Below are 25,180 nucleotides of genomic sequence, written 5' to 3'. Positions count from 1 at the left end.
GTTAATTACATATCTCACACCAAATACATTCACGCTGTAATTAATAAGATGAGCTCATGTTGATTTGGATTATGATATTGGTTCAAAAAATAGATATTTGAGATTATTTTATAAATTCAAAAGTTTATGCTCGGCTTAATCATGTCTGATTTTAAAACTGTGATCCTTCCCTACAAGTTGTTGATAATAATGTACTTTGTTCATCTGTGAATTCATTCAAATATGGAAAATCTTTATTGTTAAGGGTGGGTGCAAGTAGTAAAATCTCACCCGATTATGCAACTTACTTCTCACAACATGGACACAAGTAAAGTTACGATTGGCTCTCTCAAAGTAACGTAACTTCAAACACATACCTAAAATCAGTGTCCTATAGATAGTGCAGATCAAATAAAAATAATTATATAAACCTAGGCTAGGTTAAACATGAAATTAACGTCGTCTTTAGGCTCACTGTTGGTTAGCAGTCTGTCTATCGAAATAAAACAGCGAGCGCTGATAGAGCTCGTCATCAACACTTATCAGCCACATGAGCGCACTGAGCTTTTTCAAAACGTGACTGAATATCGTAGAAGCCAGTTAGAATTGCTTTTCCCAGAGCATCAAAACAAAAGCTATTCTGTATTGTTTGAGGTGATGGACTACCGCGATCTGATTCTGCGCTATCCAAATACACTATCTGCAGAGATTGCTCTTCTAGAGCAGGCTGTAGGGCAGTGCTATATGCATTGGCTAGATTTCTGGTGTGAGTGTGAAATTGCTGCGATCAAAGCAAAATCTCCATTAAATCCAAGCTCCATTTCTCATGTCGACCTCCCTATCAATGACAGTGCTTATTACGGTGCGATCATCGAACAGATAGAACATGAGCCACTTTTGGTACAAACACCGAGTCACCCACAAGGAATGCCAATCAGCGATGCCATTGCTTTAAGCAATCTCGAGGTGTTCATCAAGGGCGAGAAATGGTTTGAGATGCTGCCTTTATTACACCTTTCTCAGGCAGGTAAGCATTTTATTCTGCTCAAACACCCAGTCGATGAAGCCTTTCCAACACTGGTTTCCTCTGCGCTGATTCAAGACTGGTCTAAGAATGACACTTGGCTAAGTTACGCACCGCCATTTAGCAATGAGCAATGGCACTACTGTTTACCCAATCACGGTTACGACGAACTGGCGAAGCTACAACTTTTCACACCACCTACACTGTCAAAGTGTTACTCTCTCCCAGAATTTGACCAACAATTCCAGTTACAATTGTCCGACAAAGATGCCCTGTGTGAGGTGTTACGTCTGACAGTCAGTGGCAATACCCAACAAAAGCTCTATTTCCTCTACCTTTCTCAAAAAGAGCTGATGAGTGTGTTACACCAAATAGGCTATAAGATTGGCTTCACTATTATCGAGCAACCTTTCATGCTTCAGTTTTATCAAACCATTGATTCCAATGCATACTTCCATTCTGGATATTGCGAATTAAATGACGATGGCACGACAATTTATCGTGGATTCTGGAATTTTGAGATGATGGTAAAAGCGTTCAATAATGTCGATTTTCGAAGCTACAAACGCGCAGTGCGAGAAAGCAGAAAGTCATTAGAAAAGTCGCGCTCGGCAGGAAAAACTAGCTCGGTGAAAAAGGATGAACATGTTTGATTTCGGCCTAGAAGCGATCATCTATACAAAAGCAATCACACTGCTTGCAACCGTGGCTGTGGTTGTCATGTGGTTGTTCTATTACTGCTATCGCCTGAAACAGAAGAACGAAGTGATCGCAGGGACACACCATGCCCCTTACATCGCCTATTCGATCTGTATTGTTGCGTGGATCAGCAGCAACGCCTACTTCCATACCGATTTATTGCCAGAACTTGGGGCCTCGGCCGCTGTGTTCGCGGCAAAGTTTGCCAACCTCGCCTCTTTCTTTGCATTTGCCTTTGCCTATTACTTCTCGTGCAAACTCGCAGCCGAACAACGTAATGGTAAGGTTCATGCATGGCAGCAAGCCATTTTTGTCACACTGACTGTCTACTCCTTCTTTATCAATTTAAGTCCGGGGTTAACCGTTGAACATGTCACGATTGCTGGCCCAAGCCAGTTCGTGATCGAGTTTGGCACACACACGCCGTACTTCTTTATCGGGATGATCAGCTTCGTTGTCCTGACGCTATTCAACCTCGTGGCCATGCGCGCCAACAGCAGCAAGCTTACCTTAGCCAAAACCAACTACATGATCGCGGGCATCTTAGTGTTCATGCTGTCTACTGCGACGATCCATCTAGGTATGACCTACTTCTTGCGTGACTTCTCACTCACTTGGCTACCACCAGCCTTGTCGATCAGTGAGATGTTGTTCGTTGGCTATGCTCTACTGACCTCTCGCTTCTATAGCGTGAAATACCTTGCGTATATGAGCCTAAATACGTTGTTGGTGTGTGCAATTTTGGTGATACCTTTTGGCGCGATATTTATCCCACTGACAGACGATAACCAATGGCTCATTGCTATACCGATCTGCGCGGTTATCGGCATCACTTGGCATTTACTCTACAAACGTGTGAGCGACTACGCCTCATTCTTTATCTACGGAAACAAGAAAACGCCAGTACAACAGATCCTCGCGCTAGAAGAGGATTTCAAGCTATCAATTGATGATGCAATGCGTCGTTTGGGTAGCCTACTGCAAATTCCAGAAGATAAGCTACGTCTAGTTAACAGCAACTATAACGAAACCTTCTACGAAGATTATCTGTCTACTAACAAGTCCGTTTTAGTGTTCGATGAGTTGTCTCAGGAGCTTGATTACACCGCACCAGCCAAGCGCTCAATCAAAGCCCTGTATGACAAGATGAGCTCCAACGATACCGCTTTGGTGATACCTCTGTTTGGTCAGGGGAAATCGGTCACGCACTTGTTAGTATCGTCACACAAGAGCAACGATCAGATGTTCTCTAACGAAGAGATCTCTGCCCTGCAAACCTTGTTAACTCGAGTACAAAGCACTATCGAAGCCGATAGACGCATCCGCCAAAGCCGGGCCCTTGCTAACTCAATCGCTCATGAAATGCGTAACCCACTGGCTCAAGTGCAATTGCAATTTGAACTATTAAAACAGCACATTGATAATCAAGCTCCAGCGAAACAGATCTTACTTGATATTGAGAACGGCCAAGCTGCGATTCAACGTGGTCGACAGCTGATTGATATCATCTTGCGAGAAGTCAGTGACAGCTCACCCGAGCATGGACCAATCACCATGACCTCTATCCACAAGGCCGTGGATCAAGCCGTCAGCCATTATGGCTTTGAGAACGAGAAGATCATTGAGCGAATTCGTTTACCACAACATGCTGATTTTGTGGCAAAGCTGAATGAAACCTTATTCAACTTCGTCATTTTCAACCTGATACGTAATGCAATCTATTACTTTGATTCTTATCCAGAAAGCCAAATTGAGATCAGCACCAACACCGGACCGTACGAGAACGTTCTAATATTCCGAGATACCGGCCCCGGCATTGACGAAGCCATTACACATAAAATTTTTGATGATTTCTTCTCTTACCAAAAAAGCGGTGGTAGCGGCCTAGGGCTCGGTTATTGCCAACGAGTGATGCGTTCATTTGGCGGCCGAGTTGAGTGCCACTCTAAACTTGGGGAGTTTACTGAGTTCCACCTGTACTTCCCGGTGGTACCCAATGCCCCCAAAGCAGACGCACTTCGTACGCCTTACTTCGATGATTGGAAAGGTAATCAAACTGCAACTGAAAACAAAACCAACGCTGAAGCTAAGCCAGACAACCAAGCGGCAACGCAAAATTCAGAACCAACAAGCACGCTAACCCCAGGGAATCATTTGGCTCCAACCGTACTGATCGTTGATGATAAAGAAGTACAACGCACGCTTGTTCAAATGTACTTGAGTCGACTTGGCGTCAATAGCTTACAAGCCAAAAACGGTGAGAATGCCGTCGAACTGTTCAAAACACACAAGGTCGATTTGATCTTAATGGACGTACAAATGCCGATAATGAATGGTTTTGACGCAAGCCAAATTATCAAGGCACGCTCTCCTCAAACGCCAATCATTGCTTTGTCTGGCGAATCAGGACAACACGAGTTAGATATGATCAGCAAACTGATGGATGGTCGCCTAGAGAAGCCAACCTCTTTGAAGGCACTGCAACACGTACTGGACAACTGGCTAGAGAAAGGCTGTGCCTCGAATGCTTCCAAAGAAACCGAAGATGAAGAGTAAATTCAGGAAAACACGAATCGCCATTTTTCCAGTTGATTACTGTCTGCCTCACAACTTTCCTTTAATTATTCATCAAAAAGCCAGCCGAACAAGGCTGGCTCTATCAGAACTAAACGCTCTAATTAATCTAAAAGTGAACGAACATAATCAGCGATTTCTTGGTTTTGGCAATGCTCAAAGAAGCATTGTTGGAAACGTTCGCTGCCAACCGCTGTTTTCACTAGATCTTGGTCGATGGCTCTCAGAGAATCAATAAAGTTATCTTTTACCACCGCCGCTTTCACTTCATTCAAAATTGCTGCATTACGTTGCTGTGGTTCTGCACGCTCTAGTGGATACCCATTACCACGCTCGCCTGTGAACGCTTTTTCAAAGATATAACGAATGTTGAGTTCACCTGCCCAGCCAAAGCCTTTAGCAAAAGCGAGAGCGAGAGCATTACCGTTGTTAATTTGGTTAAACAAGAAAGCATCTGATGGCTCTAGGCAGTAACCACAAACCACCCCCGGATGCAGGTTCAGTGACATCAAAGCACCTTGGCCAGTGCCACATCCTGTCACAACAAAGTCAACAGCCTTTGAGTTAATCAGAATGCTCGCCATAATACCTAGATGAATATACGTTAAGTGGTGATCGTTCTCGTCTGTCATTCCTAGGTTGAAGACATCGTGACCAAAACCACCAGCAACTGACTCTAGTTCAGCTGATACCATAGCATTTTTGCCTGCTTGACTGTTTTCCATCATTAAAGCGATTTTCATTTATCTTCTCCTGCAAGATTGCTGCAAACTCAAAATTTAGAATAAAAAACTAATTAGCGTGCTAACCAACCACCGTCAACAGCAATGGTATAGCCATTAATGTAATCCGATGCTGATGATGCTAAGAACACACAAGGACCTGCGATATCTTGCGGTTTACCCCAACGCTCAGCCGGAATACGCTCAAGAATCGCTTGATTGCGCTCAGCATCTTCACGCAGAGCTTGAGTATTGTTCGTTTCCATATAACCGGGTGCTATCGCATTCACATTGATATTGTCGCGCGCCCATTCGTTCGCCATAGCACGTGTCACTCCCATCACAGCGCTTTTTGAAGCCGTATAGGAAGGAACTCGAATGCCACCTTGGAATGAGAGCATCGATGCAATGTTAATGATCTTTCCGCCAGTACCTTGAGCCTTAAACTGCTTTGCAACAGCCTGAGACATAAAGAACACTGTCTTGGTGTTCACGTTCATTACGTCATCCCAATCTTGCTCTGAGAACTCAATAGCATCTTGGCGGCGAATAATTCCTGCATTGTTCACGAGAATGTCGACTTGGCCAAACTCAGCCAAAGTGCGCTCTATAACCCCTGGAATGCACGCTTGATCGAGAAGATCAGCACTCACGTTTAAGAACGAATGGCCTGCTGCACTCATTTTTTCAATAGTCTCTTCAGGTTCTGTTCGGTTAACACCGACAACCTTACAACCGGCTTCCGCTAGGCCTAATGCAATACCTTGCCCAAGCCCCGTGTTACAGCCCGTCACTATCGCTACTTTACCTTCCAGACTGAATGACTCTAAGATCATGCTCGCTTCCTCAATTACATTGGATTCATTGCGTATCGTTATTACCAATAATTAAATCATACAATAAGATGTAAATACGAGAGCGACGTTGTAGAAGTTCGATCTTGCACCAAAATCAGTCGAACAAGTGAAACGGCACCACAAACTAAATGAATAGGGGAAAGTGATTTGAAGACGAGAAACCTATAACCCACTATGAACAATGAGTTCGAAGATCACCCAAACCAGATATTTTAGGGATTTGGCAACAATTCCATGATTTAAAAGAGTAAAAGGATTATACATAATAATGTGTTATCTAAATTACTGAAATTATCATGACGCTCAAAGAGATCCTTAAAATTCCCAATGTCCGCTACTTCTTAATGTTTAGAAGCAGCTACTTTGCGCGTTTTTACTACCCTATATTCACACTACTTTATTTAGATTACGGGTTAACCCTGTCTCAATTCGCGATGCTCAATGTAGTTTGGGCGGCCACCATTGTGCTTGCTGAAGTACCGTCGGGTGCATTCGCCGATACCTTAGGCCGCAAGAAACTGGTGGTGCTGTCTTCGATTGTGATGTTTGTTGAGATCGCAATGATCGCCTTAGTGCCAACCGGAAACCCCGACTTGGTGTTCATAGTCTTTCTGATTAACCGGATTCTCAGTGGCTTAGCGATGGCACTGGCCAGCGGCGCCGACGAGGCATTGGCTTACGACACCTTAAAAGAACAAGGTAATGAAGAGTTGTGGCCGCGAGTGCTGCAAATCCAGCTTCGTGTCGCCTCAACGGTCGGTATCTTTGTCACGCTGATTGGTGCGGCGATGTACGACGTGAACTTTATGACGAACATCTTTCATTTCCTTGGACTAGCCGAACCAGAAAGCACTAAAGACCTGATGCGTATTCCTGTGTTCGCCACCCTATTTGTAGCGATGATCGCCATCTATGCCGCGATTAATATGCGCGAAGAGAAAAAGGTGATGCCAAGCGACCAAACCAAATTGGCAACCACCATCTCAAGTCTTAAATTGACGATCGATGCGGGTAAATGGGTATTCGCTACACCTTACGTGCTGTTCATCTTGCTCTACTACAGCCTATTCGAACACACCTCACGCATGTTCCTAACCATGAACAGCCAATACTATCTGGCGATTGATATTCCAATTATCTACTTTGGTTTTATTGGTGCGGGTATAAGTTTGCTTAAGATTATATTGGCAGGACAAAGCCGAAGATTAGCAGAGAGTATGGAGCCTAAAACCTTCATTGTGGTCATGGGTTTAGCAAGCATGGCGACTTATTACTGGATCAGTTTAGGTTGGTCGATTTACGGGGTCATTCCAGCGTTGGTGTTAATCTTTATCATCATGACGATGAACATTTTCATCAGCTACCACCTGAATAAAAAGACCGAATCGCACAACCGAGCCACCGTTCTTAGTTTCAAAGGTTTAATGTTTAACCTCGGATACGGGCTGATCGGGATCTTGTACGCTTACTACTATAAGTTGGTGTCTCAGGGCTTCACCGAACAAGAAATAGAACAGAACCTTGCCTTCTTGGCCTCACTGTCTTCGTTTTTCTATTACTTCACCTTACTGTTCATTTCGATCAGCGCGCTGTTCTATTTCAAAAACAAGAAACAGCCGATCTTCTGAAGAAAGCATCGAACTGTTGAAGATATCTCTACTGCCGAATAGAGAATAAAGGTGAGCCTGTGGCTATAAACAGATAATGACACTTCTTATCAAGTGATTTTTTGTTAGTATCACCACCAAATTACATAACACATGGACGCGTCATGTCTTTTAGTTGGATAGCCTTTACTCTCCTTGCCGCCTTTAGCCAATCTTGGCGCAATGCCTTTCAAAGTAAATTAAGTGGCACCATGAGCGTGGCTGGCGTAACGTTAGCGCGATTTATTTGGGCTAGCCCTATCGCCCTTATTTACCTCTGCGCCCTCTATCAATGGCAGCCCGTATCCGCACCGGATTTTTCGGGTGAGTTTGTTTTCTATATTGTTGCTGCCGCCATCATGCAGATCCTCGCGACCGGCTTAATGGTGATGCTGTTCAAGCTAGAAAACTATGCGATAGGCGCAGGATTAGCCAAGTGTGAAGCCCCCGTGTCTGCGGTGCTATCCGTATTGTTTTTTGGTACTGCTTTGACACTAACAGGTTGGGTCGGCGTACTTATTGGTACTTTAGGCGTGCTAATCATGAGTAGCGCTTCTGGCTGGCGAAGCTTGTCCCCAAAAGTGTTCTTATTAGGTATGGCGTGTAGCACCGCCTTTGCTTTAACGTCTCTTTGGGTACGGGAAGCAAGTTTGAACATAGGGTTGCCGTTCCCTCATAGCGCTGCTTGGGTGCTGTTCCTCGTCATTTCCCTTCAGACAGTGATTATCTGTACGTATCTCTTTTTCAGAGAACGCGACACGCTGCGCCTGATATTCAAGAAGTCGAAACTGGTCGTAATGACAAGCCTAGCGAGTGTTATCGGTTCTCTGGGTTGGTTTAGCGCAATGTCACTTCAAGCCGTTCCGTACGTAAAGACGCTTGGGCAAGTCGAAGTGATCTTCATGGTGTTGATATCCTACTTCTGGTTAGGACAAAGCATCGCACGCAAAGACATTCTTGCACTCATCTTACTCTCTATTGCAGCGGTATTGGTGATGTGGCAGTGACGATCTCGTTAATATGACTAGGACAAATTGAAGTCATATTGCGACCGTTTGTTTTCGCTTGATATAACGCTTTGTCGGCTCGAGTAATAAACCCATCCCAATTCTCATGTGGGTGAAGCTGAGCGACACCGAAACTCGACGTCAGAAACATCTCATTCCCTTGTACGGCTGAGATCTCTGAAATAGATAATCGCAGCTTACAAGCAATAACCTGTGCTTGTAGGAAATTAACATTGGGCAATAAAATCATTATCTCGTCTCCGCCAAAACGAAACGCACTGGCTGTTGGCGATGTTTTGATTGCACTTTGAACCATTTCAGCAAAAGACTTGATCACGAGATCACCCACAATGTGTCCGTGTTGGTCATTGATCGACTTAAAGTTATCAATATCCATCATAATGGCACTAACAGGTGCAGTCCCCGCCTGCTTCATGACGACTGGAACCATTTCATCTAAAGCTCTGCGGTTTCCAAGTGCCGTTAAAGGGTCGCTGTAAGACAGGTCATGAATAGACCTAAGCAACCTTGCATTAATCAACCAGAGCATTGTGAAGCTCATCGACACGATAAGAACAATACTCATTAAAAAGGCAAGTTGATGAATGAGTGCGGCTGCCATGAAATCCTGAAGCTCAGTTGAAAATAGCGTCACCAGTACTCGGAAAACCATAAACCCACCATATATCAAAAATGATAAGGCCATCATTCGAGTTGCTAGGGTCAAGTCATCACGTTGACCCTTTAACACCACAAAGGCAGTGCAAAGAGTAACAAAGGCCAAATATAAACTAATGAGAATAATTCGAGCTTTGATGGAAGGTTCATAGTACGTGAAGTGAATAAAACCTAGCAAAAGAGCCAACATCATCAGACTGCTGAGGTAGGTGCATTTTAGGGAATATTCTCGAAACAGGCACAAGCTATACAAAGCGAGATGAAAGCCAAGCGCAATGACCATGTTGGCGCCAATAACAGTGATCCAATCAGGGAGTTCCCCTCTTAGGCTCAACATCAACGGCCCACTTCCGATAACAAATATTGAAATGGAAAAAATTGAAAGCCCTTTAATGGACTGTTGGGTAAATTGGAACAGCAACAAGCCAATGCAGTAAATGAAAGAGAACAAAATAATAATAAAATTAAGTGTTCTCATATCCAGCGAAAAACCATCCATGATTTTCTATCTTCCATACGCAACCAAATTTCAACATGGTCAATAATCATGCAAACCACAAAAACATTCACCATGTGAATCTTTTTATTTTATAAAAAAAGGGGGTAGATCACATATGCGGAGATTTTTATCGCATGAGTCCATGATATGGATAGGCATGTAACACTCGCCCCCATAGAGTTTTATCGCATCACTGAATCTACAGGCTTCTGCACTCGTTACTTGGTTGAATGACGACTGTCTGGCATTATGCGCCCAAGAAATCTCTAGGGCTGTTGACCTTAGTTATTATACAGCAAAGAATGAACGAAGGTAGTCAGTGGTAGAAAACAGCCAACAATTAAGTGACCGTTACGACGAACATGGTTACTTTGTTATCAGAAATTATTTCAATGAAGCTCAAATTGCATCGCTTAGAAAAGTCGTGCTGAAATTTCATGAATCATGGAAAGCAGACAACGAAGAATTCTATAAAGAAGAAGCATTTAACTCGTCTTTAATTACGGGAAGCGAGTATTTGCCTGCCGACGATAGAAGCGTGCTTTTCGACTTCATCAGCTCGAAACAAGTGATGGATGTGGTTGATGCGGTGATTCCGAACAAGCCGGCATTCATGAATACACAGCTGTTCTTCAACCCAGTAAACCCGCAGCAAAAAGACTTCTGGCATCGTGACTGTCAATACGACTACGACATTGATGACCAGATGAAAGTCATCATGGAAACCCAAGTATTGCATCTGCGAGTGCCCCTTTTTGATGAGCCCGGCATGGAACTTATCCCCGGCACGCACAAACGTTGGGATAACGAAGAAGAGTACAATGTTCGCCAAGAAGAAAACGGCAAAGTGAGCAGCGATGACATCTCTGGTGGTAAGCAGATACCGTTAGCCGCAGGTGACTTATTGGTGTTTTCAGCGGATATGATCCACCGAGGCCGATATGGCTTGGATCGTTTGGCTTTGGATATTTTGATCTTCGATTCGGCGGCAGACTATGTCGACTACGTTGATGACGACTGTTTACCGACGCCAGTTATGTTAAGCAATATTAGCGACCCAAGGTTGTTTATGAACACGCTACACTTAAAATCAATGCAGTACTCATAATCCATAAAGGTGCCCAAACTATGACTGACACTAAGCAAAATACCCGAATTAGCCAGTTCCGTTTCGGTCAGCCAAAAGAATCTCTCAAGTTAGAACATGTCGCTTTAGGGGTACTAGACAAAGATAAAGTTCGCGTACAAATTGAAGCGACTAACATCAACCCTAGTGATCTGTTGTCGATTTATGGTGTGGGCCAATACAAACATAGCCATCAGCCGCCGAGAGTACCGGGATTTGAAGCGGTAGGAAGGATTGTAGAATCCAGCAGTGCTGAGTTTATAGTGAATCAACGAGTGCTTGTGGCAACCAGTGGAACATGGCAGAACTATGTCGATGTATCACCAGATGATCTGTTCCAAATTCCTCAACATTTAGACAATGGCTACGCCTGTCAGTTGTACATTAATGCGCTAACCGCATGGGTGCTAACGACAGAAATAGCCAAGCTGACCCAAGAGGATGTGTTGATCATCAACGCGGGCAGTTCAGCCATCGGTAAGATCTTCTCCCAGTTATCAGCATCACTCGGCTTCAACATCATTGTCGTTACATCACAGCAGACACAATACCCTGCCACTTCCTGTTGGGTGATAGATGCGAACGCTGATCTAGTTTCTCAAATTAAGGCATTAGGCTTGCCTATGCCAACCGTTGCCTTTGATGCGATTGGCGGCTCACCCGGAACCGATCTTGTTCACACCCTTGGCAACAACGGGCGCTTTATCAACTATGGGACGCTGTCGTTGGATTTTTACGAGCCACGCTTCTTTGAGTACGCGAAAAACCAACACATCGATTTCAGCACCTTCTTCTTGCGTTATTGGGAGGAAGCAGAAGGTAAAGATGTTCGCCGTGATAAGTTCACGACCATGCTAGATCACTTCATCACAAACGACATTCAGCTCGACGTTGACCGCTATCTACTATTCGATGAAGTGCAAACCGCGATTGATCTCATTGAATCGAAAACCACACGCCTAGAGGGTAAGATCATCTTACTGCCACAGTAAGTGAGAGTTGGACGATATATACCTTGTTTATTTCAACAGGCAAGACGTTCAACAGCTTACAAGCGTGCTTGTTAATACACCATCGCTTAGGAAGTTTGATTAAAGAAATCGAAGATTGAAAAGATAGCGAAGAGTTGTGGTGCATTTCTCCATAACTTAAGTGGTTACGAGATGGTCATGAATCACATTTATTTGAAACATCAATTAGTTATATCAGTAGAAATATGATACTGATCACCCATAAGATAACCTCGATTCTATATGGTAGCGTCATACTTAAAACCACGATGTGAACATACTTATGAAAAGACACATACTATCAAGCGCCATCCTACTCTCTCTAGCCTTTCCCACCTTTGCAGCTGATGGCGATATACACGATGTCACGATACTGGGTACTTCAGATATCCACGGTCATTTTATGGCGTGGGATTACGCGGCAGATAAACTCAACACTCGTGGTAGCTTGAGCCAAATCGCGACCAAAGTTGGTGAGATCCGCAAAGAGCAATCTAACATTATCCTTGTCGACGCTGGCGATACCATCCAAGGCAACTTCGTAGAAACCTTCAAAGACGAGCCCGTTGATCCAATGATGCTTGGCTTTAATCACATGAAATACGATGTGTGGGTTTTAGGTAACCACGAATTCGACTTTGGCCTCAAAACCCTCAACAGGGCCGTTACCCAATTTAAAGGGCAGTCTCTCGGTGGCAACATCAAGAACAAAAACGGAAACCCATTCCTGCCTGGTTACACCATCCTAGAACGCGGTAGCATTAAGATCGGCGTGATCGGAATGGATACCCCAATGACGGAGGTCTTTGCGCAAGGTACCAACCGTTTAGAAGGCGTCACTTTCACTAATCCAACCTTGGAAGTGAAGAAAATCGTCAAAGAGATTGATGATAAAGTGGATGCCATCATATTGGTTGCCCATATGGGAATTGAGAACGAGAATGACATTGCCGACACCGGTGTCACCGACATTGCCAATGCAAACCCAGAGCTTGATGCCATCGTCGCTGGCCACATGCACACTCGCATCGAGAAAGCCGTTGTAAATGGCGTTATTATTACTGAACCCGACAGATATGGCCGCGCCCTATCTCGTATCGATCTTCAATTTGAAGAGCGCGATGGCACATTCACTCTCGTCAACAAAGACAGCTTCACCTATAAAATTAAAGGTATCGACTCTGATGAGAATATGGACGAGTTATACCAGCCTTACCACAAACAACTCCGAGAAATGGCGAACAGACCTGTCGCTCAACTTACCGGCGTTGATTTAGTCCCAGAAAACGAAATCCGCGGTATCCCTCAAGTCCATGTTCAAGACACAGGCATCAGTGCGCTATTCCAAGAAGCGAGCTTCTTCTATGCACCTAAAGCCAATGTCATCGCACTTCAAATAGACAACGACAATGCCAAGCTCGATGTTGGCCCAATCAAAGCCAAAGACATCGCGTACAACTACCAATACGCAGGTGGCGAAATCACTGTCTACCAGATGACAGGCAAAGAGCTGAGAACCTACATGGAATGGTCTGCGGGCTACTTCAACTCAGTACAACCTGGCGATGTAACCTACAGCTTTAACCCTGAACGCAGAGCATCAAAATACTCGACCAATGACTTCTTCGCGGGCGTGGCTTATACCATCGACCTTACTCAGCCTGCAGGTACACGCATTACCAACCTCGCGTTTGCAGATGGCACTCCGGTTACAGATCAAACAGAAATCCGTATTGGTATGAATAGCTATCGAATGGGTCATCTAACCAAGAAAGGCGGCGTGCTAGAAGGCGAATCGTTCCCTGTACTTTTTGATACGGAAGCAGAGTATGGAGAAGAAGCAGGCACAATCCGTAATATGACCATCAAATATCTTAAAGAAGAAAGGAACGGTCAGTATGAAGGTAAACCTCAACAACGATGGGCACTTTCTGGTTTAGAAAGCCGTTATAATGAACAACGAGAGATAGTGAAGTCATTGATTAATGATGAAACCATATCAATCCCGACCAGTGACGATGGCCGCTACACAAACATCGCTTCTATCAACGTAAAAGAACTGATGTTCAAATCTGACGAAGCGAAACAAGCTGCCATAACCACACGCGAAAAGAAACTGGCGCAAGCAACTGAGCAAGAGAGTAAGCAGATCAAACGCGAAATCACTCTGATTGAAGCGCTCAATTAATCCCTGACCTCAAACCAATAACGACTTAACGACGCTTAGAGCGTGGTTAGGTCGTTGATTACGGAAAGTTGAGTACGATCCATATTAAGTGACGTTGAAAAATAGAAGTAAAAGCAAACTCTTTGACACACTCATTACTATTGTAAGCAAGTACTTTGCAACTTGAAGGCTACACCGCCTCCCCCCCTTTTAGTAAAACCTAATAAATCAGATAGTTATCCACAGGTAGCCCCATTTCTTTATCTTGCCTTCCATCACATGCATGTTGATAATACGAAGAATCTCTCACATAAGGCGAGAGCTTCTTTATAGGTAATAATATGAATAACCCTGAATTGGTTTTCGCTATCGCTGCTTTGTTAGGTGCCTTAGCAAAATTAATCCTCGCAATAAAGTCCAAGTAACTAGATTTTCTTGGGCCTTACTAACCCTGATTGGCTTCAACCAATCGGGGGCGTTTTCTTTTAAAACGAATTAGAATTGGGACAATTTTTAACATAGATATTTATTATCTATAAACAGCCCCAAAATGCCGCTGTCGGTTCCTTATTGGGAAGGGCCAATTGAAATCAAAGGTTCTCATTCTGGGTCTGGCTATATGGAGTTGACTGGGTATTAGATTGTGTATTAATACAGGTGGAATCTAACAACAAATACATCGCGATAACCATCAACTAAAACACTTTCAACCAAAACCTCCACCACGGAGGTTTTTTGTTATTCCATATGTTCTATTTACCTTAACGCCTGTTGAAAAACATCTAATTTAACCAAACACTGGGCTCCCCTAAAATACCAATCAAATGGTTAGAGGAGATAGAACATGCTTAGCTCAGTGCACAATGACGAACTTAACAGATACATCGAGAAACTAGACTTAAACCTTACCAAGGATCAGGTTCGTGAACTTGGTTGGCAGCAAAGTAATGAAGAGGTAGGAAAAGAAAAAACAGTATTAGGCTCGTGGTTTTTCTTTTCTTTCTTTGGCTTATGTACGTCTGCATGTCTTGCGCTGCTAATGTATATCTCATGAAGATAAACAAAACAATGACCACGTATAACCAGCATGGAACCTTCAATTGGTTCGAGGTCGACGGAGAAACGTACATACTGTTCAAAGTGAGCAGCAACAGTGCTCTATTGAACCAACACTATGAGGATGTCACCGAACAACAGAGCGAAATATATGGGCTGTTAGGGGCGATTCCATAAGCTCATACTGCACGTATTCACTTATGGTCTATCTATTCACTTGTGGTCTATCTACGCACTAACTAGCGCAAACATCCGTTCTTTTGGCAACAAGACCGAGCTACAACAATCGATTCTTATACTGCTCTGGTGTTTGTCCTGAATACTTCTTAAACATACTGATGAAAGGACTGGCTTGGTTGTAGCCTAACGTAAGCGCAACTTCTTTAACCGACTGCCCATTTCTTAGCAGATCCATTGAGTATAAATAACGAACGCGCAGTCGCCATTCAGTAAAACTCATGCCCAGTTCACTCTGGCAATGACGAGACAAAGTGCGCTCGGTAGCATGTACTTTCTCCGCCCAATCTTTCAACGAAATCTCATCCGTTGGGTTCTCTTCTATCGCCGCTAAAATAGGCGCAAGGTACTTGTTGTCAGTAGACGGTAGGAAGTGGTGTTCAACTTGGCGCTCTGCGAGTTGATCCAATAAGACCTGGACCAATCTCTTGTCTGGTTCGGTTTGTGCGACGTTGATATCACGTTGACGAAAGTCATCAATGATCGAAGAGACTATCGGCGTGATCTTAATGAGGCTGGTCTTTTCTGGCAGGTGCTGAGTTAACTCTGGTGCGATATTCAGTGAACAGTAGTCCAAAGGTTTACGGTTATAGCTGCAATGCCTGACCCCTGCAGGTACCCAAATCGCAAGGTGTGGTGGTGCTAGGAAGCGCGTATCCTCTGCTTCCATTTCAAGAATCCCACCACTGATCAGTTGAACTTGCCCCCAGGGGTGACTGTGGACACGAGTTTCGGTATTCGATAAGAACGCTTCGAAATTCATAAATACGTTGGATGGTGCCTTATCAATTGATAAGGATGGGTGCAGGTTTCTTGAGTGTTTTTTCAATCTTGTCTTCCTATCGCGCCTGATGTCTTTTTAAAGATATCTGTAAGTATAACGACCTGTCAAACTAGCCGCATCAACTCATTTTGCGATGGAATTCACATGCATTATCTTTTACCTTTTTTCACAGTCTGTATCTGGGGTGCCAATGCGATAGTCAACAAGCTCGCTGCAAGCACCATCGAACCCAGCGCGATGAGTTTTTACCGTTGGTTTATTGCGATGTTAATTCTAACGCCTTTCTGCATTCGCTCGGTTATTAAGCAATGGTCAATCATTAAACCTAACTTATCAAAGCTGGCTTTCCTTGGCTTTCTAGGCATGGTGTTGAACCAATCTTTAGGTTACTACGCTGGCTTAACCACTTCCGCTTCGAACATGGCTTTGATTACATCATTAGTGCCATTGATCAGCGTATTTCTTAGCGTTCCACTGCTTAACAAGTCGATTTCAAGTTTGAGTATTGTAGGCGGTGTGTTGTCTCTATCAGGCTTAGCATTAATGCTTGGTAAAGGCGACCCCCTATTCTTCATCCATCAGGAGTTAACGCAGGGCGATGGCTACATGTTAATCGCAGCTTGTGTGTACGCTTCTTACTGCGTCTTATTAAAACGTTGGAAAATGCCGATCAGCAACTGGGTAGTCATCTACATGCAAGGGATATTCGCGGTCGCGATGTTGGCACCACTTTGGCTAACGAGCGATCAGCTAGTGCCTTCACAACAAGCCATTCCTTTGATTGCTTACGCAGCTGTAGCGGCTTCCATTTTGGCACCTTGGATGTGGGTTAAAGCAATTGACACGATTGGCGCTGATTCAAGTGCGATGTTCATGAACTTAATGCCTGTCGTCGCGATTGTATTGGCATCGACATGGTTAGGCGAAGAGATTAACCAGTTCCACATCATTGGCGGTATCATGGTCGTTTCTGGTGTTATCCTTGCTCAAGTAAAAAGAAAACCAAGACTGGAAGCGCCACTACCTCAACAAAGTTAGGCACAGTTCCCATACTTTAAGCTTCCTACAAACGAACAAGTTTCACTCAAGAATGTCTGCGTTACTCCGCAGGCATTTTCGTTTCTTTCACACCGCTTTCAAATTCCATTAATCCACACTTGCTGTATTGCAACCTGTGCCCGAGTCATGTTTAATGCATTGAGTACTGTTTAAGTTGTAAAAGGAATTACAATGACTCAACCAAAGCTACCTCTGCTTATCTCATCGCTTATCGCACTCTCTTCCACTTCAGCTATTGCTGCTTCTGTGCCCTCTGGTACTTTACTCGCCAAAGAACAGCATTTTGTTCGTGGTAATGGTGCAGAGCCAAATACGCTAGACCCTAGCTTCGTCAACTCTGGCATGCCAGGAGACATTATCGTCAACGATATGTTCGAAGGCTTTGTTATCGAGAACAGCGATGGACAAATTATTCCAGGACAAGCTGAAAGTTGGACATTCAGCAACGGGGGCAAAACGGTCACATTCGTTTTAAAAGACGACCTTAAATGGTCAAATGGTGATCCTGTGACCGCAGCAGACTTTGTGTTTGGTTGGCAACGTGCTGTGTCTCCCAAAACGGGCAACAACACGGGTTTTGTGTTCTCGACGGCAAATATCGTTAACGCGAGTGACATTCTATCTGGAGACAAAGATCCCTCAGAGTTGGGGATTAAAGCACTGGACGATCGCACGGTAGAGATCTCTTTATCGAAACCTACTCCCTACTTCATGAGTTTAATGAGTATTAAAACCTTCTTCCCTCTTCCAACTAAATTGGTTGAAGAGAAAGGAGATCAATGGACTCGTGCGGAAAACATCACGACCAATGGTGCTTACACTCTCAGTAAATGGGTTCCCAATGAATACGTCGAAGTGACGAGAAACCCAAACTATTGGGATAACGATTCAACGGTTATTAATAAGGTAACCTACCTAGGTTTATCATCTCAAAACGCCGAGCTTATTCGTTATCAGTCCGGTGAGATTGATATGACCAATCGCGTGCAGCTTGAGTACTACCAAAAACTTGTCAAAGAGAGCCCTGAGCAAATTAAAGCGCAAGCTTTGCTAGGTTCTTACGTCTACTCGTTCAACACGCGTCAGGCACCATTTGATGATGTCAGAGTACGTCAAGCACTAAGCATGGCTGTCGACCGTGAGATACTAGTAGATAAGGTAACAGGGCAAGGTGAGCCAGAAGCCTACAGCGTGACACCGAATAATATCCCTAACTACACGGCCCCGAAATCCGTATTTGAAGCATTAAATAGTGTAGAACGCCAAGCCAAAGCGAAACAGCTACTTGAAGAGGCAGGATACAACAAAGCGAACCCACTGCAATTCACACTCACCTACAACACCAGCGAGAACCACAAAAAGATCGCCATAGCAATTGCCTCTATGTGGAAGCCACTCGGGGTAAACGTTGAATTACAAAACATGGAATGGAAAGCATACGTAGCAGCGAAAGGAACCGGAGACTATCAACTTGCTCGTTCATGGGCATTTGGCGATTACCCGGAACCCTCTGCTCTTCTAGAAGCATTCACTTGCAATCACACAGCAAACGAAAGTGGTTTTTGTAACTCCGACTTCGATGAGCTTTTACAGCAAGCGAGTAAGACCGAAGATCAGGCTAATCGCTTTGCTTTATATCAGCATGCCGAATCGCTATTGAACGAATCTGCAGCAGTTATGCCTTTATATCACTACAATCACACTCGATTAGTGCGAAATACTCTCAAAGGCTTCCCAAATAACAATCCGAAAGGAAATATCTACGCGAAGGATCTATACTTCATACAACAGTAAAAGTGAGCTTAATAATAAAGAATTTTACCTACCACTTTAGTAGTAATAAAGATAGAATCACTTTAACGAAACCAAATAAAACAACGGTTAGTTGGCTAACATTATAAGGGTACCGCGATGAGTACCCAATGGCTTAAAACACCTAGCACTGCGCTAGGTGTTTTTCTTTGTTACTAAAGTTCGCTACGGTTTGTTTTTTCAAGGTCCCATAAGCCCCGTAAACATCAACCTTCACGTAGTTGTCATCCGTTTGAAAAAATACTCTTAACCTTGAGATTATCCGCTTTAAATTATGTCGTCTTAAGTATATTGTTATTAGCAAGTAACAAGCATGTTATGCAATAAAATAATAATGAAGGAAGACACATGAGCAGTAACAATAGCCGACAAGATGGTAAACGAGACGTTACTCTGCGTTTTTTAGCTGAACCCGGGGATGTGAACTTTGGTGGTAAAGTTCATGGTGGCGCAGCAATGAAATGGATCGATTTAGCAGCCTATGCTTGCTCTGCAGGGTGGAGTGGTAAATATTGCATTACAGCTTACGCCGGCGGTATTCGATTTGTTGCCCCAATCCATGTAGGCAACTTGGTAGAGGTGAGTGCGAAAGTTATCTATACCGGTTCGTCTTCTATGCATATTGCTATCGATGTACAAGCGAGTGATCCTAAAGAGCTGAACAACCGTCTTACCACTCACTGTATCGTTATTATGGTTGCGGTTGATGAAAATGGTAACCCGACTAAAGTCCCGGAGTGGGTACCAGAAACTCCAGAAGACATCGAATTAAGAGACTCAGCGATTCGCCTAATGAACATGCGAAAACAGATCGGTGAAGAGATGGAAGCGCACGTGAAGTATCTGAAATAAGGTCAGTCATTAGAGCTATAGCATCGTTTAATACCTTGCCTTTTCAGCCAATAAACTGTTTAAATGCCAAGCACACGCTTGGCATTCGTTTATCTAACCCTACCTATCTAACATGCCCCAAACTGCACTCTGTTTCGCTCATAGAGTGTGATTTTCAGCCAACGCTTGAAATGAATGGTCACGAGCTCGATGATTTATTTTGACTGTAATAAAGTCGTCATTTTGCTCTGGTTAAATACCGCCAATCATAATGGATGTACTTTTAATTCCCGGAGCCACACTTGAGCGTCACACGCCCCACTCTTAGCGAAGCTACCTTAAACAATTTGAAGGCTGTTGAGTACCAATGGGTTAGAACTTTGTACGTCGAAGGCTACGACAGTAACGAGATCAACCATTACATCCAAACTTGCTTCGGCGGTGACCAGACGTTTGCGGATCTATTTCGTCGCGTGGCACTCGATCAAGAAAGCATCTATGTATTACTACAACATCTTGGTTGTGCACCTTCGAGTAAAGAGTTCTAGTTTAATTATTGCTTCCTCCACTTCCGATAACACGCCCTAAAATCTATACATAAAAGCACACCTATAAACCGAACAAATGGCCAGTAGAGAGTTTGCACCGGCGCCTCGTTTCCATATACATTTTCCGTGCAATTGCAGAGGTTGTTGCATACAAATCATTGAAGTATCACGCAATGGAATATTAGCAATATATCAATAGGCTAATAGCCCCTTATACTGGATGTCTGATTTGTGAGACTAGTTCATTTCTATAAGCAAACGAGGTGAAGTAGTTGGTATTTAGGAGAGAAGTGACTCGAAACTTTCAGTGCAAACGCAGTTTTAAACACATAAGTGGCGATAAGCACCGCAGTTGATGAATAGAGCCAGCACAAAGACAAGATTAAAAGTAGCAGACATAAAAAAACCCAAGTAAATACCTGGGTTAGAGTTACAAAAACCACTAATCATTAATAGCGTAAGGAACCTGATTAGTAGCCAGCTATGCGTAACCTGAGGGTTATTTTTATTACTGATCGGCGGCCAAACCAAATGATGTAATAAAAATGCCAATATAGAGCGACCTAACGGTCGCTCTTTTTCTTTCTTATAGAGTACAGCTTATCCTTTTACACCACCTGCCGTCAAACCACCAACTAACCAACGTTGAGCAAGTAAGAACACGATAGTAATCGGAAGTGCTGATAGTACAGCCGCTGCCGCAAAGTCACCCCATAGGTAGTTCTGAGGGTATAGGTACTGCTGCATACCTACTGCTAGCGTGTAAGAGTTCACATCTGTAAGTAGGATAGACGCTACTGGCACCTCACCCACTGTCGCGATGAAAGATAGGATAAACACAACCGCTAGGATTGGCACAGACAGCGGTAGTAGAACCAGTCTGAATGCTTGCCAAGGCGTTGCACCATCAAGGGCTGCTGCCTCTTCCAGAGAGTTATCAATCGTCTCAAAGTAACCCTTAATCGTCCATACGTGCAGTGCAATACCACCTAGGTAAGAGAAGATTAGACCACCGTGTGTGTTCAAGCCTAAGAACGGAATGTATTGACCAAGTTTGTCAAACAGCGCGTAGATTGCTACTAGAGCCAATACTGCTGGGAACATTTGGAAAATCATCATCGCTTTCAGGATTGTGTTCTTACCTTTAAAGCGCATACGAGCAAACGCGTAAGCCGATGTCGTAGACAGTGTCACAATCAGAATCGATGTGATACCTGCAACCTTCACTGAGTTCCATAACCAAGTTAGCACAGGGAACGGAGGTGACGTTACCGAGCCATCTGCGTTCGTTACTGACATACCCAATGCTAACTTCCAGTGTTCCAATGATGGGTTATCTGGAATCAAACTACCGGTTGCGAAGTTACCTTCACGGAACGAGATCGCGATGATCATCAGTAGTGGGAAGATAATCATTGCCAAGAAGCACCACAACACTGCATGCGTTGCCCACACTCGGTATTTAAGGCCTTTACCTTGTACCATAGCCATTGTCGTGCTCCTTAATCTTGAGACAGTTTAGTGAAACGAAGGTTTAGTAACGCTAGTGCACCAACCAATAGGAAGATAAGCGTTGCGATAGCACTTGCTAGACCGAAGTCTTGACCGCCGCCGCCTTCGAATGCAATTCGGTACGTGTAGCTTACAAGCAAGTCTGTGTAACCCGCTGGCTCAGAAGTACCAATCATGTTCGGGCCACCGTTCGTCAATAGTTGAATCATTACGAAGTTGTTGAAGTTAAAGGCAAACGCTGCAATCAATAGCGGTGTAAGCGGTTTAATCATCAATGGGAACGTAATGCGCTTGAAGTTATCAAGGAAGTTCGCACCATCGATTGCTGACGCTTCGTATAAATCATCAGGAATCGCTTTAAGCAGACCCATACATAGAATCATCATGTAAGGGAAACCTAGCCATGTGTTAACCATCAACACCATGGTTTTCGCTAAGATAGGGTCTGAGAACCAGTTCGGGCTTAAGCCGAAGATATTCTCGAGCACCATGTTGATCTCACCAAAGCTTTGGTTGAATAGACCCTTAAAGATAAGAATCGAGATAAACGCGGGTACGGCGTAAGGCAGAATCAGTAGAACACGATAAATAGAACGACCTTTCAACTCTTCCCATTGCACGATGTTAGCCAATACAAGGCCGATAACTAGCGTGAACGCTACGGTACATACCGAGAAGATAACCGTCCAAATAAAGATGCTGATAAACGGTTCTTTAATGCCGTCATCTTTCCATACACGCTCAAAGTTATGCGTACCAATGCTAACCACGAAACCTGGAGAGATGGTATTACCCGTAAACTCACCATTTGCATCAACAGGCTGGTAGAAACCCACATCCATATTTGGCTTGAGAACTTCACCCGTTTCATTGTTGATTAACGTTTCTTCATCGTCTTGTAGCGTGTAAAGCGGAGCAACAGAAGCAAACTTACGTAAGCCACTCATGCGGATGTCACCACCGTCAGGTAGATTGAAATCAACACCACTGATTGCTGCTCGGTTTTGAATGATCGCTTTGATCTTCTCTTTTTCACCTTGCGCAGACTCAATAACAGATAGGTCCATCTCTGTTTCTGTCATATTGTCTAGAGAAAATACGTCAGTCGCTAACAGTTGATCGCCATCTTTTACAACGATCTGGTGACCGTCATCTGTCTTGTACAAAGTAAATGGGTAGCTCTCACCGCTTTGGAAAGAACGGTCTAAAAGAACGGTTTGAGTGCGCTCTAGAGAAAGTTGGTTTTTCGCGCTGTAGTTAGTAAACGCAAGCCCTACGGTGTATGCCAATGGGAAAAGAATGAACAAGATCATTCCGGCAATACCTGGGTAAATATAACGGTGGGCGTAAGTTTTTTTACTACCAAAAATGTAAAGTGCCAAAGCCGTTAAGATCACTGTAAGCAGCGCAAAAGCGAGCTCACCGCGAGAATACATTAGAATTGTAGCGTAGCCGTTTATTAAGCCAACGCTACCAAGCAACCCCCATTTAATGAAGACGCTTTTACTGCCTGGAAGGCTTGATGGTGCTGGGATAGCATCTGTACCTTGAACTGACTGCATAGAGGAACCTGCTAGCGATATAGATAAAAAATAGAAAAGTAAGGAGAGGTTACCCTCTCCTTAAAAGGTAGTGCCTGGGTGTTACTTAACCATACGACCTTCAGCAGCTTTTAGTGCTTGGTCTACTGATTGACGGCCGTCAACTACGTTGCCGATCGCTTCTTCCATGCTGTACCAGAATGTTGTGAACTGAGGGATGTTAGGCATGATTTCACCGTTCATCGCGTTGTCCATTGTTGCTGCAATACGAGTATCGCTGTCTAGTTGACGTTGGAAAGAGTTAAGAGCAACAGCGCCTAGTGGCTTGTCGTCGTTCAGGCTCTTCATACCTTCATCTGTTAGTAGGTAGTTTTCCATGAACTCAACAGCTAGGTCGCGGTTTGGAGACGCAGTGCTGATACCACCTGCCCATACACCAACGAAAGGTTTAGACGCTTTACCGTTGAACTTAGGTAAAGTTGTTACGCCGTAATCTACGCCAGCTTTCTTGATGTTTTCCCAACCCCAAGGGCCGTTGATTGTCATTGCAACGTTACCTGCAACGAATTCAGACTCAGCTACTGAGTAATCCATGTCTGCAGAGATAACTTTGTCTTGTACCATCTTCTCGATGAAACCTAGAGACTTCTGAACACCGTCAGTCGCTACGCCCGCATCTTTAATGTCGTAACCTTCTGCAGTCTGTTTGAATGCGTAACCGCCGTCAGCTGCAAGTAAAGGCCATGTGAAGTAAGCGCCGCCACGTAGAGGCCACATGATTGCTTTCTTGCCGTCTTTTTTAAGTTCAGCATCAAGTGCTGGGATTTCTTCCCAAGACTTAGGTGGGTTAGGAACAAGCGCTTTGTTATAAATTAGCGAAACTGACTCAACAGCAACAGGGTATGCGATTGTTTTACCTTCGTATGAAACAGCGTCCCATGCGAAGTCTACGATACCTTCTTTAGTTTCTTTAGAAGGTTTGATATCAACAAGAAGTCCCGCTTCTGCATAGCCGCCAAAACGGTCATGTGCGTAGAAGATCATGTCTGGGCCATCGCCAGCTGCAGCTACTTGAGGGAATTTCTCTTCTAGCTTGTCAGGGAAAGCGACGGTTACTTTAACACCAGTATCTTCTTCGAAGCGTTTACCTACTTCAGCCATGCCTTCATAAGCTTTGTCACCACCTACCCAGATTGTTAGTTGTCCTTCTTCGATAGCAGCATTTGCACCAAAAGAACCCAGAGCAACTATTGTACCTAGAGCTACAGCGCTTAGAGCGTTTTTCATGTGAATATCCTTTTTATATTTATACGTAGGGCACATCTACCAAGACGAGCCAGTTTTCGGAGGTTATGATCTGAGAAAACAGACCCTAGCTCATCATCCTAGCCACTACGCCCTAGCTATTATGGCTTAAATTCGTGATCACCATCCGGTCAGATTAGAGACTGCAATCACAAAACGCATACTCATCGTGATCAACATCACCGTTACGCGGTGGATTTATTTGAACTGGATCGCCAATTATTAATAACCCCATTTATCTACTCCTCCCCTCCTACTCCCCCTAGTTAATTTTCCATTAGGAGGATGTACCCTTACGCCAATTCACCGAAACTGCATTCATCCAAGAGTGGATAGTAAGAACCCTTTACCGGCAAGTGTTATGCGTTGACGCATTATTCATTTAGTTGGCTTCACTGCCCGCTGGTGTCTTATATTAGCATCGAGCTAAATCTGTGATTGAATCACGGGGGAGGTTTAGCTGGATGTGGGGGAAATGGGCATCAGTTTGGCTATGACGGGTGGGCT

The 25,180-nt window shown here is 44.0% G+C and carries 20 protein-coding genes and 1 pseudogene; 14 read left to right on the top strand and 7 right to left on the bottom strand.

The features are described 5' to 3' along the window. Positions 1–426: 426 nt before the first annotated feature. Together F0229_RS09940 and F0229_RS09935 are read left to right on the top strand one after the other, a co-directional pair. Positions 427–1,656 (top strand): acyl-homoserine-lactone synthase, encoded by a 1,230-nt coding sequence (locus F0229_RS09940; protein WP_171732737.1) that lies wholly within the window; start codon positions 427–429, stop codon positions 1,654–1,656. Then, a complete protein-coding gene (locus tag F0229_RS09935; RefSeq protein ID WP_171732736.1) occupies positions 1,649–4,258 on the top strand; it encodes a hybrid sensor histidine kinase/response regulator in 2,610 nt (869 codons plus the stop codon). Before F0229_RS09940 ends, F0229_RS09935 begins: the two co-directional genes overlap by 8 nt. A gap of 122 nt (positions 4,259–4,380) precedes the next feature. Here the strand turns inward: F0229_RS09935 and F0229_RS09930 are convergent, their stop codons facing one another. Both F0229_RS09930 and kduD read right to left on the bottom strand, forming a co-directional pair. Beyond that, positions 4,381–5,019 (bottom strand): RpiB/LacA/LacB family sugar-phosphate isomerase, encoded by a 639-nt coding sequence (locus F0229_RS09930; protein ID WP_017067927.1) that lies wholly within the window; start codon positions 5,017–5,019, stop codon positions 4,381–4,383. A 53-nt stretch (positions 5,020–5,072) separates the two neighbouring features. After that, a complete protein-coding gene (gene kduD, locus F0229_RS09925) occupies positions 5,073–5,834 on the bottom strand; it encodes a 2-dehydro-3-deoxy-D-gluconate 5-dehydrogenase KduD (protein ID WP_108092975.1) in 762 nt (253 codons plus the stop codon). Positions 5,835–6,151: 317 nt separating this feature from the next. Between kduD and F0229_RS09920 the strand changes: the two genes are divergently transcribed. Both F0229_RS09920 and F0229_RS09915 read left to right on the top strand, forming a co-directional pair. Beyond that, positions 6,152–7,483, top strand: coding sequence for an MFS transporter (locus tag F0229_RS09920; protein ID WP_171732735.1), 1,332 nt, complete (start codon positions 6,152–6,154; stop codon positions 7,481–7,483). 143 nt (positions 7,484–7,626) lie between these two features. Beyond that, positions 7,627–8,508 (top strand): DMT family transporter, encoded by an 882-nt coding sequence (locus F0229_RS09915; RefSeq protein ID WP_171732734.1) that lies wholly within the window; start codon positions 7,627–7,629, stop codon positions 8,506–8,508. On the opposite strand, the gene F0229_RS09910 is transcribed toward F0229_RS09915, so the two are convergent. After that, positions 8,477–9,685 (bottom strand): GGDEF domain-containing protein, encoded by a 1,209-nt coding sequence (locus F0229_RS09910; protein WP_171732733.1) that lies wholly within the window; start codon positions 9,683–9,685, stop codon positions 8,477–8,479. The two genes, F0229_RS09915 and F0229_RS09910, sit on opposite strands and share 32 nt — an antisense overlap. Before the next feature lie 319 nt (positions 9,686–10,004). Here F0229_RS09910 and F0229_RS09905 point away from each other — a divergent pair, with 319 nt between their 5' ends. The 6 genes and pseudogenes from F0229_RS09905 (at position 10,005) to F0229_RS09880 (ending at position 15,221) form a co-directional block, all read left to right on the top strand. After that, positions 10,005–10,793, top strand: a complete 789-nt coding sequence (locus F0229_RS09905) for a phytanoyl-CoA dioxygenase family protein (RefSeq protein ID WP_171732732.1) — start codon at positions 10,005–10,007, stop codon at positions 10,791–10,793. Between the two features lie 20 nt (positions 10,794–10,813). Then, on the top strand, positions 10,814–11,803 hold the full coding sequence (locus tag F0229_RS09900; RefSeq protein ID WP_171732731.1) for a zinc-dependent alcohol dehydrogenase family protein: 990 nt from the start codon (positions 10,814–10,816) through the stop codon (positions 11,801–11,803). A gap of 301 nt (positions 11,804–12,104) precedes the next feature. Continuing rightward, a complete protein-coding gene (locus F0229_RS09895; RefSeq protein ID WP_171732730.1) occupies positions 12,105–14,009 on the top strand; it encodes a bifunctional UDP-sugar hydrolase/5'-nucleotidase in 1,905 nt (634 codons plus the stop codon). A gap of 508 nt (positions 14,010–14,517) precedes the next feature. After that, a pseudogene (locus F0229_RS09890) lies at positions 14,518–14,628 on the top strand (lipocalin family protein); the annotation flags it as partial. Positions 14,629–14,832: 204 nt separating this feature from the next. Further along, complete coding sequence (locus tag F0229_RS09885; RefSeq protein WP_048609786.1) at positions 14,833–15,042, top strand: hypothetical protein; 210 nt, start codon at positions 14,833–14,835, stop codon at positions 15,040–15,042. After that, positions 15,039–15,221: a hypothetical protein gene (locus F0229_RS09880; protein WP_065583542.1), complete on the top strand. Its 183-nt coding sequence runs from the start codon at positions 15,039–15,041 to the stop codon at positions 15,219–15,221. The genes F0229_RS09885 and F0229_RS09880 overlap by 4 nt, the downstream gene beginning before the upstream one ends. A 100-nt stretch (positions 15,222–15,321) precedes the next feature. Here the strand turns inward: F0229_RS09880 and F0229_RS09875 are convergent, their stop codons facing one another. Beyond that, positions 15,322–16,110: a helix-turn-helix domain-containing protein gene (locus tag F0229_RS09875; RefSeq protein ID WP_061032159.1), complete on the bottom strand. Its 789-nt coding sequence runs from the start codon at positions 16,108–16,110 to the stop codon at positions 15,322–15,324. A 99-nt stretch (positions 16,111–16,209) separates the two neighbouring features. On the opposite strand from F0229_RS09875, the gene F0229_RS09870 reads away from it, so the two are divergent. The 4 genes from F0229_RS09870 to F0229_RS09855 all read left to right on the top strand — a co-directional run bounded on the left by F0229_RS09870 (position 16,210) and on the right by F0229_RS09855 (position 20,315). Next, positions 16,210–17,103, top strand: a complete 894-nt coding sequence (locus F0229_RS09870) for a DMT family transporter (RefSeq protein WP_171732729.1) — start codon at positions 16,210–16,212, stop codon at positions 17,101–17,103. 192 nt (positions 17,104–17,295) lie between these two features. Continuing rightward, positions 17,296–18,918 (top strand): peptide ABC transporter substrate-binding protein, encoded by a 1,623-nt coding sequence (locus F0229_RS09865; RefSeq protein ID WP_171732728.1) that lies wholly within the window; start codon positions 17,296–17,298, stop codon positions 18,916–18,918. A gap of 366 nt (positions 18,919–19,284) precedes the next feature. After that, positions 19,285–19,788 (top strand): acyl-CoA thioesterase, encoded by a 504-nt coding sequence (locus tag F0229_RS09860; protein ID WP_008215795.1) that lies wholly within the window; start codon positions 19,285–19,287, stop codon positions 19,786–19,788. A 281-nt stretch (positions 19,789–20,069) separates the two neighbouring features. Beyond that, the gene (locus F0229_RS09855) at positions 20,070–20,315 is read left to right on the top strand and encodes a hypothetical protein (protein WP_171732727.1); all 246 of its coding nucleotides are present in this window, start codon (positions 20,070–20,072) and stop codon (positions 20,313–20,315) included. Positions 20,316–20,915: 600 nt separating this feature from the next. Here F0229_RS09855 and malG read toward each other — a convergent pair. From malG to malE, 3 genes are all read right to left on the bottom strand, one after another. Continuing rightward, the gene (gene malG, locus F0229_RS09850; protein WP_017060050.1) at positions 20,916–21,806 is read right to left on the bottom strand and encodes a maltose ABC transporter permease MalG; all 891 of its coding nucleotides are present in this window, start codon (positions 21,804–21,806) and stop codon (positions 20,916–20,918) included. An 11-nt stretch (positions 21,807–21,817) separates the two neighbouring features. Next, positions 21,818–23,389, bottom strand: a complete 1,572-nt coding sequence (malF, locus tag F0229_RS09845; RefSeq protein ID WP_017060049.1) for a maltose ABC transporter permease MalF — start codon at positions 23,387–23,389, stop codon at positions 21,818–21,820. A gap of 81 nt (positions 23,390–23,470) precedes the next feature. Then, the gene (malE, locus tag F0229_RS09840; RefSeq protein WP_017060048.1) at positions 23,471–24,655 is read right to left on the bottom strand and encodes a maltose/maltodextrin ABC transporter substrate-binding protein MalE; all 1,185 of its coding nucleotides are present in this window, start codon (positions 24,653–24,655) and stop codon (positions 23,471–23,473) included. Positions 24,656–25,180: the final 525 nt, after the last annotated feature.

Source organism: Vibrio sp. AIC-3 (genome assembly GCF_013114515.1).
Taxonomy (GTDB): Bacteria; Pseudomonadota; Gammaproteobacteria; order Enterobacterales; family Vibrionaceae; genus Vibrio; species Vibrio crassostreae_C.
Note: the sequence above shows the minus strand (reverse complement) of the source record. Positions and strands in the feature narration are given on the sequence as shown.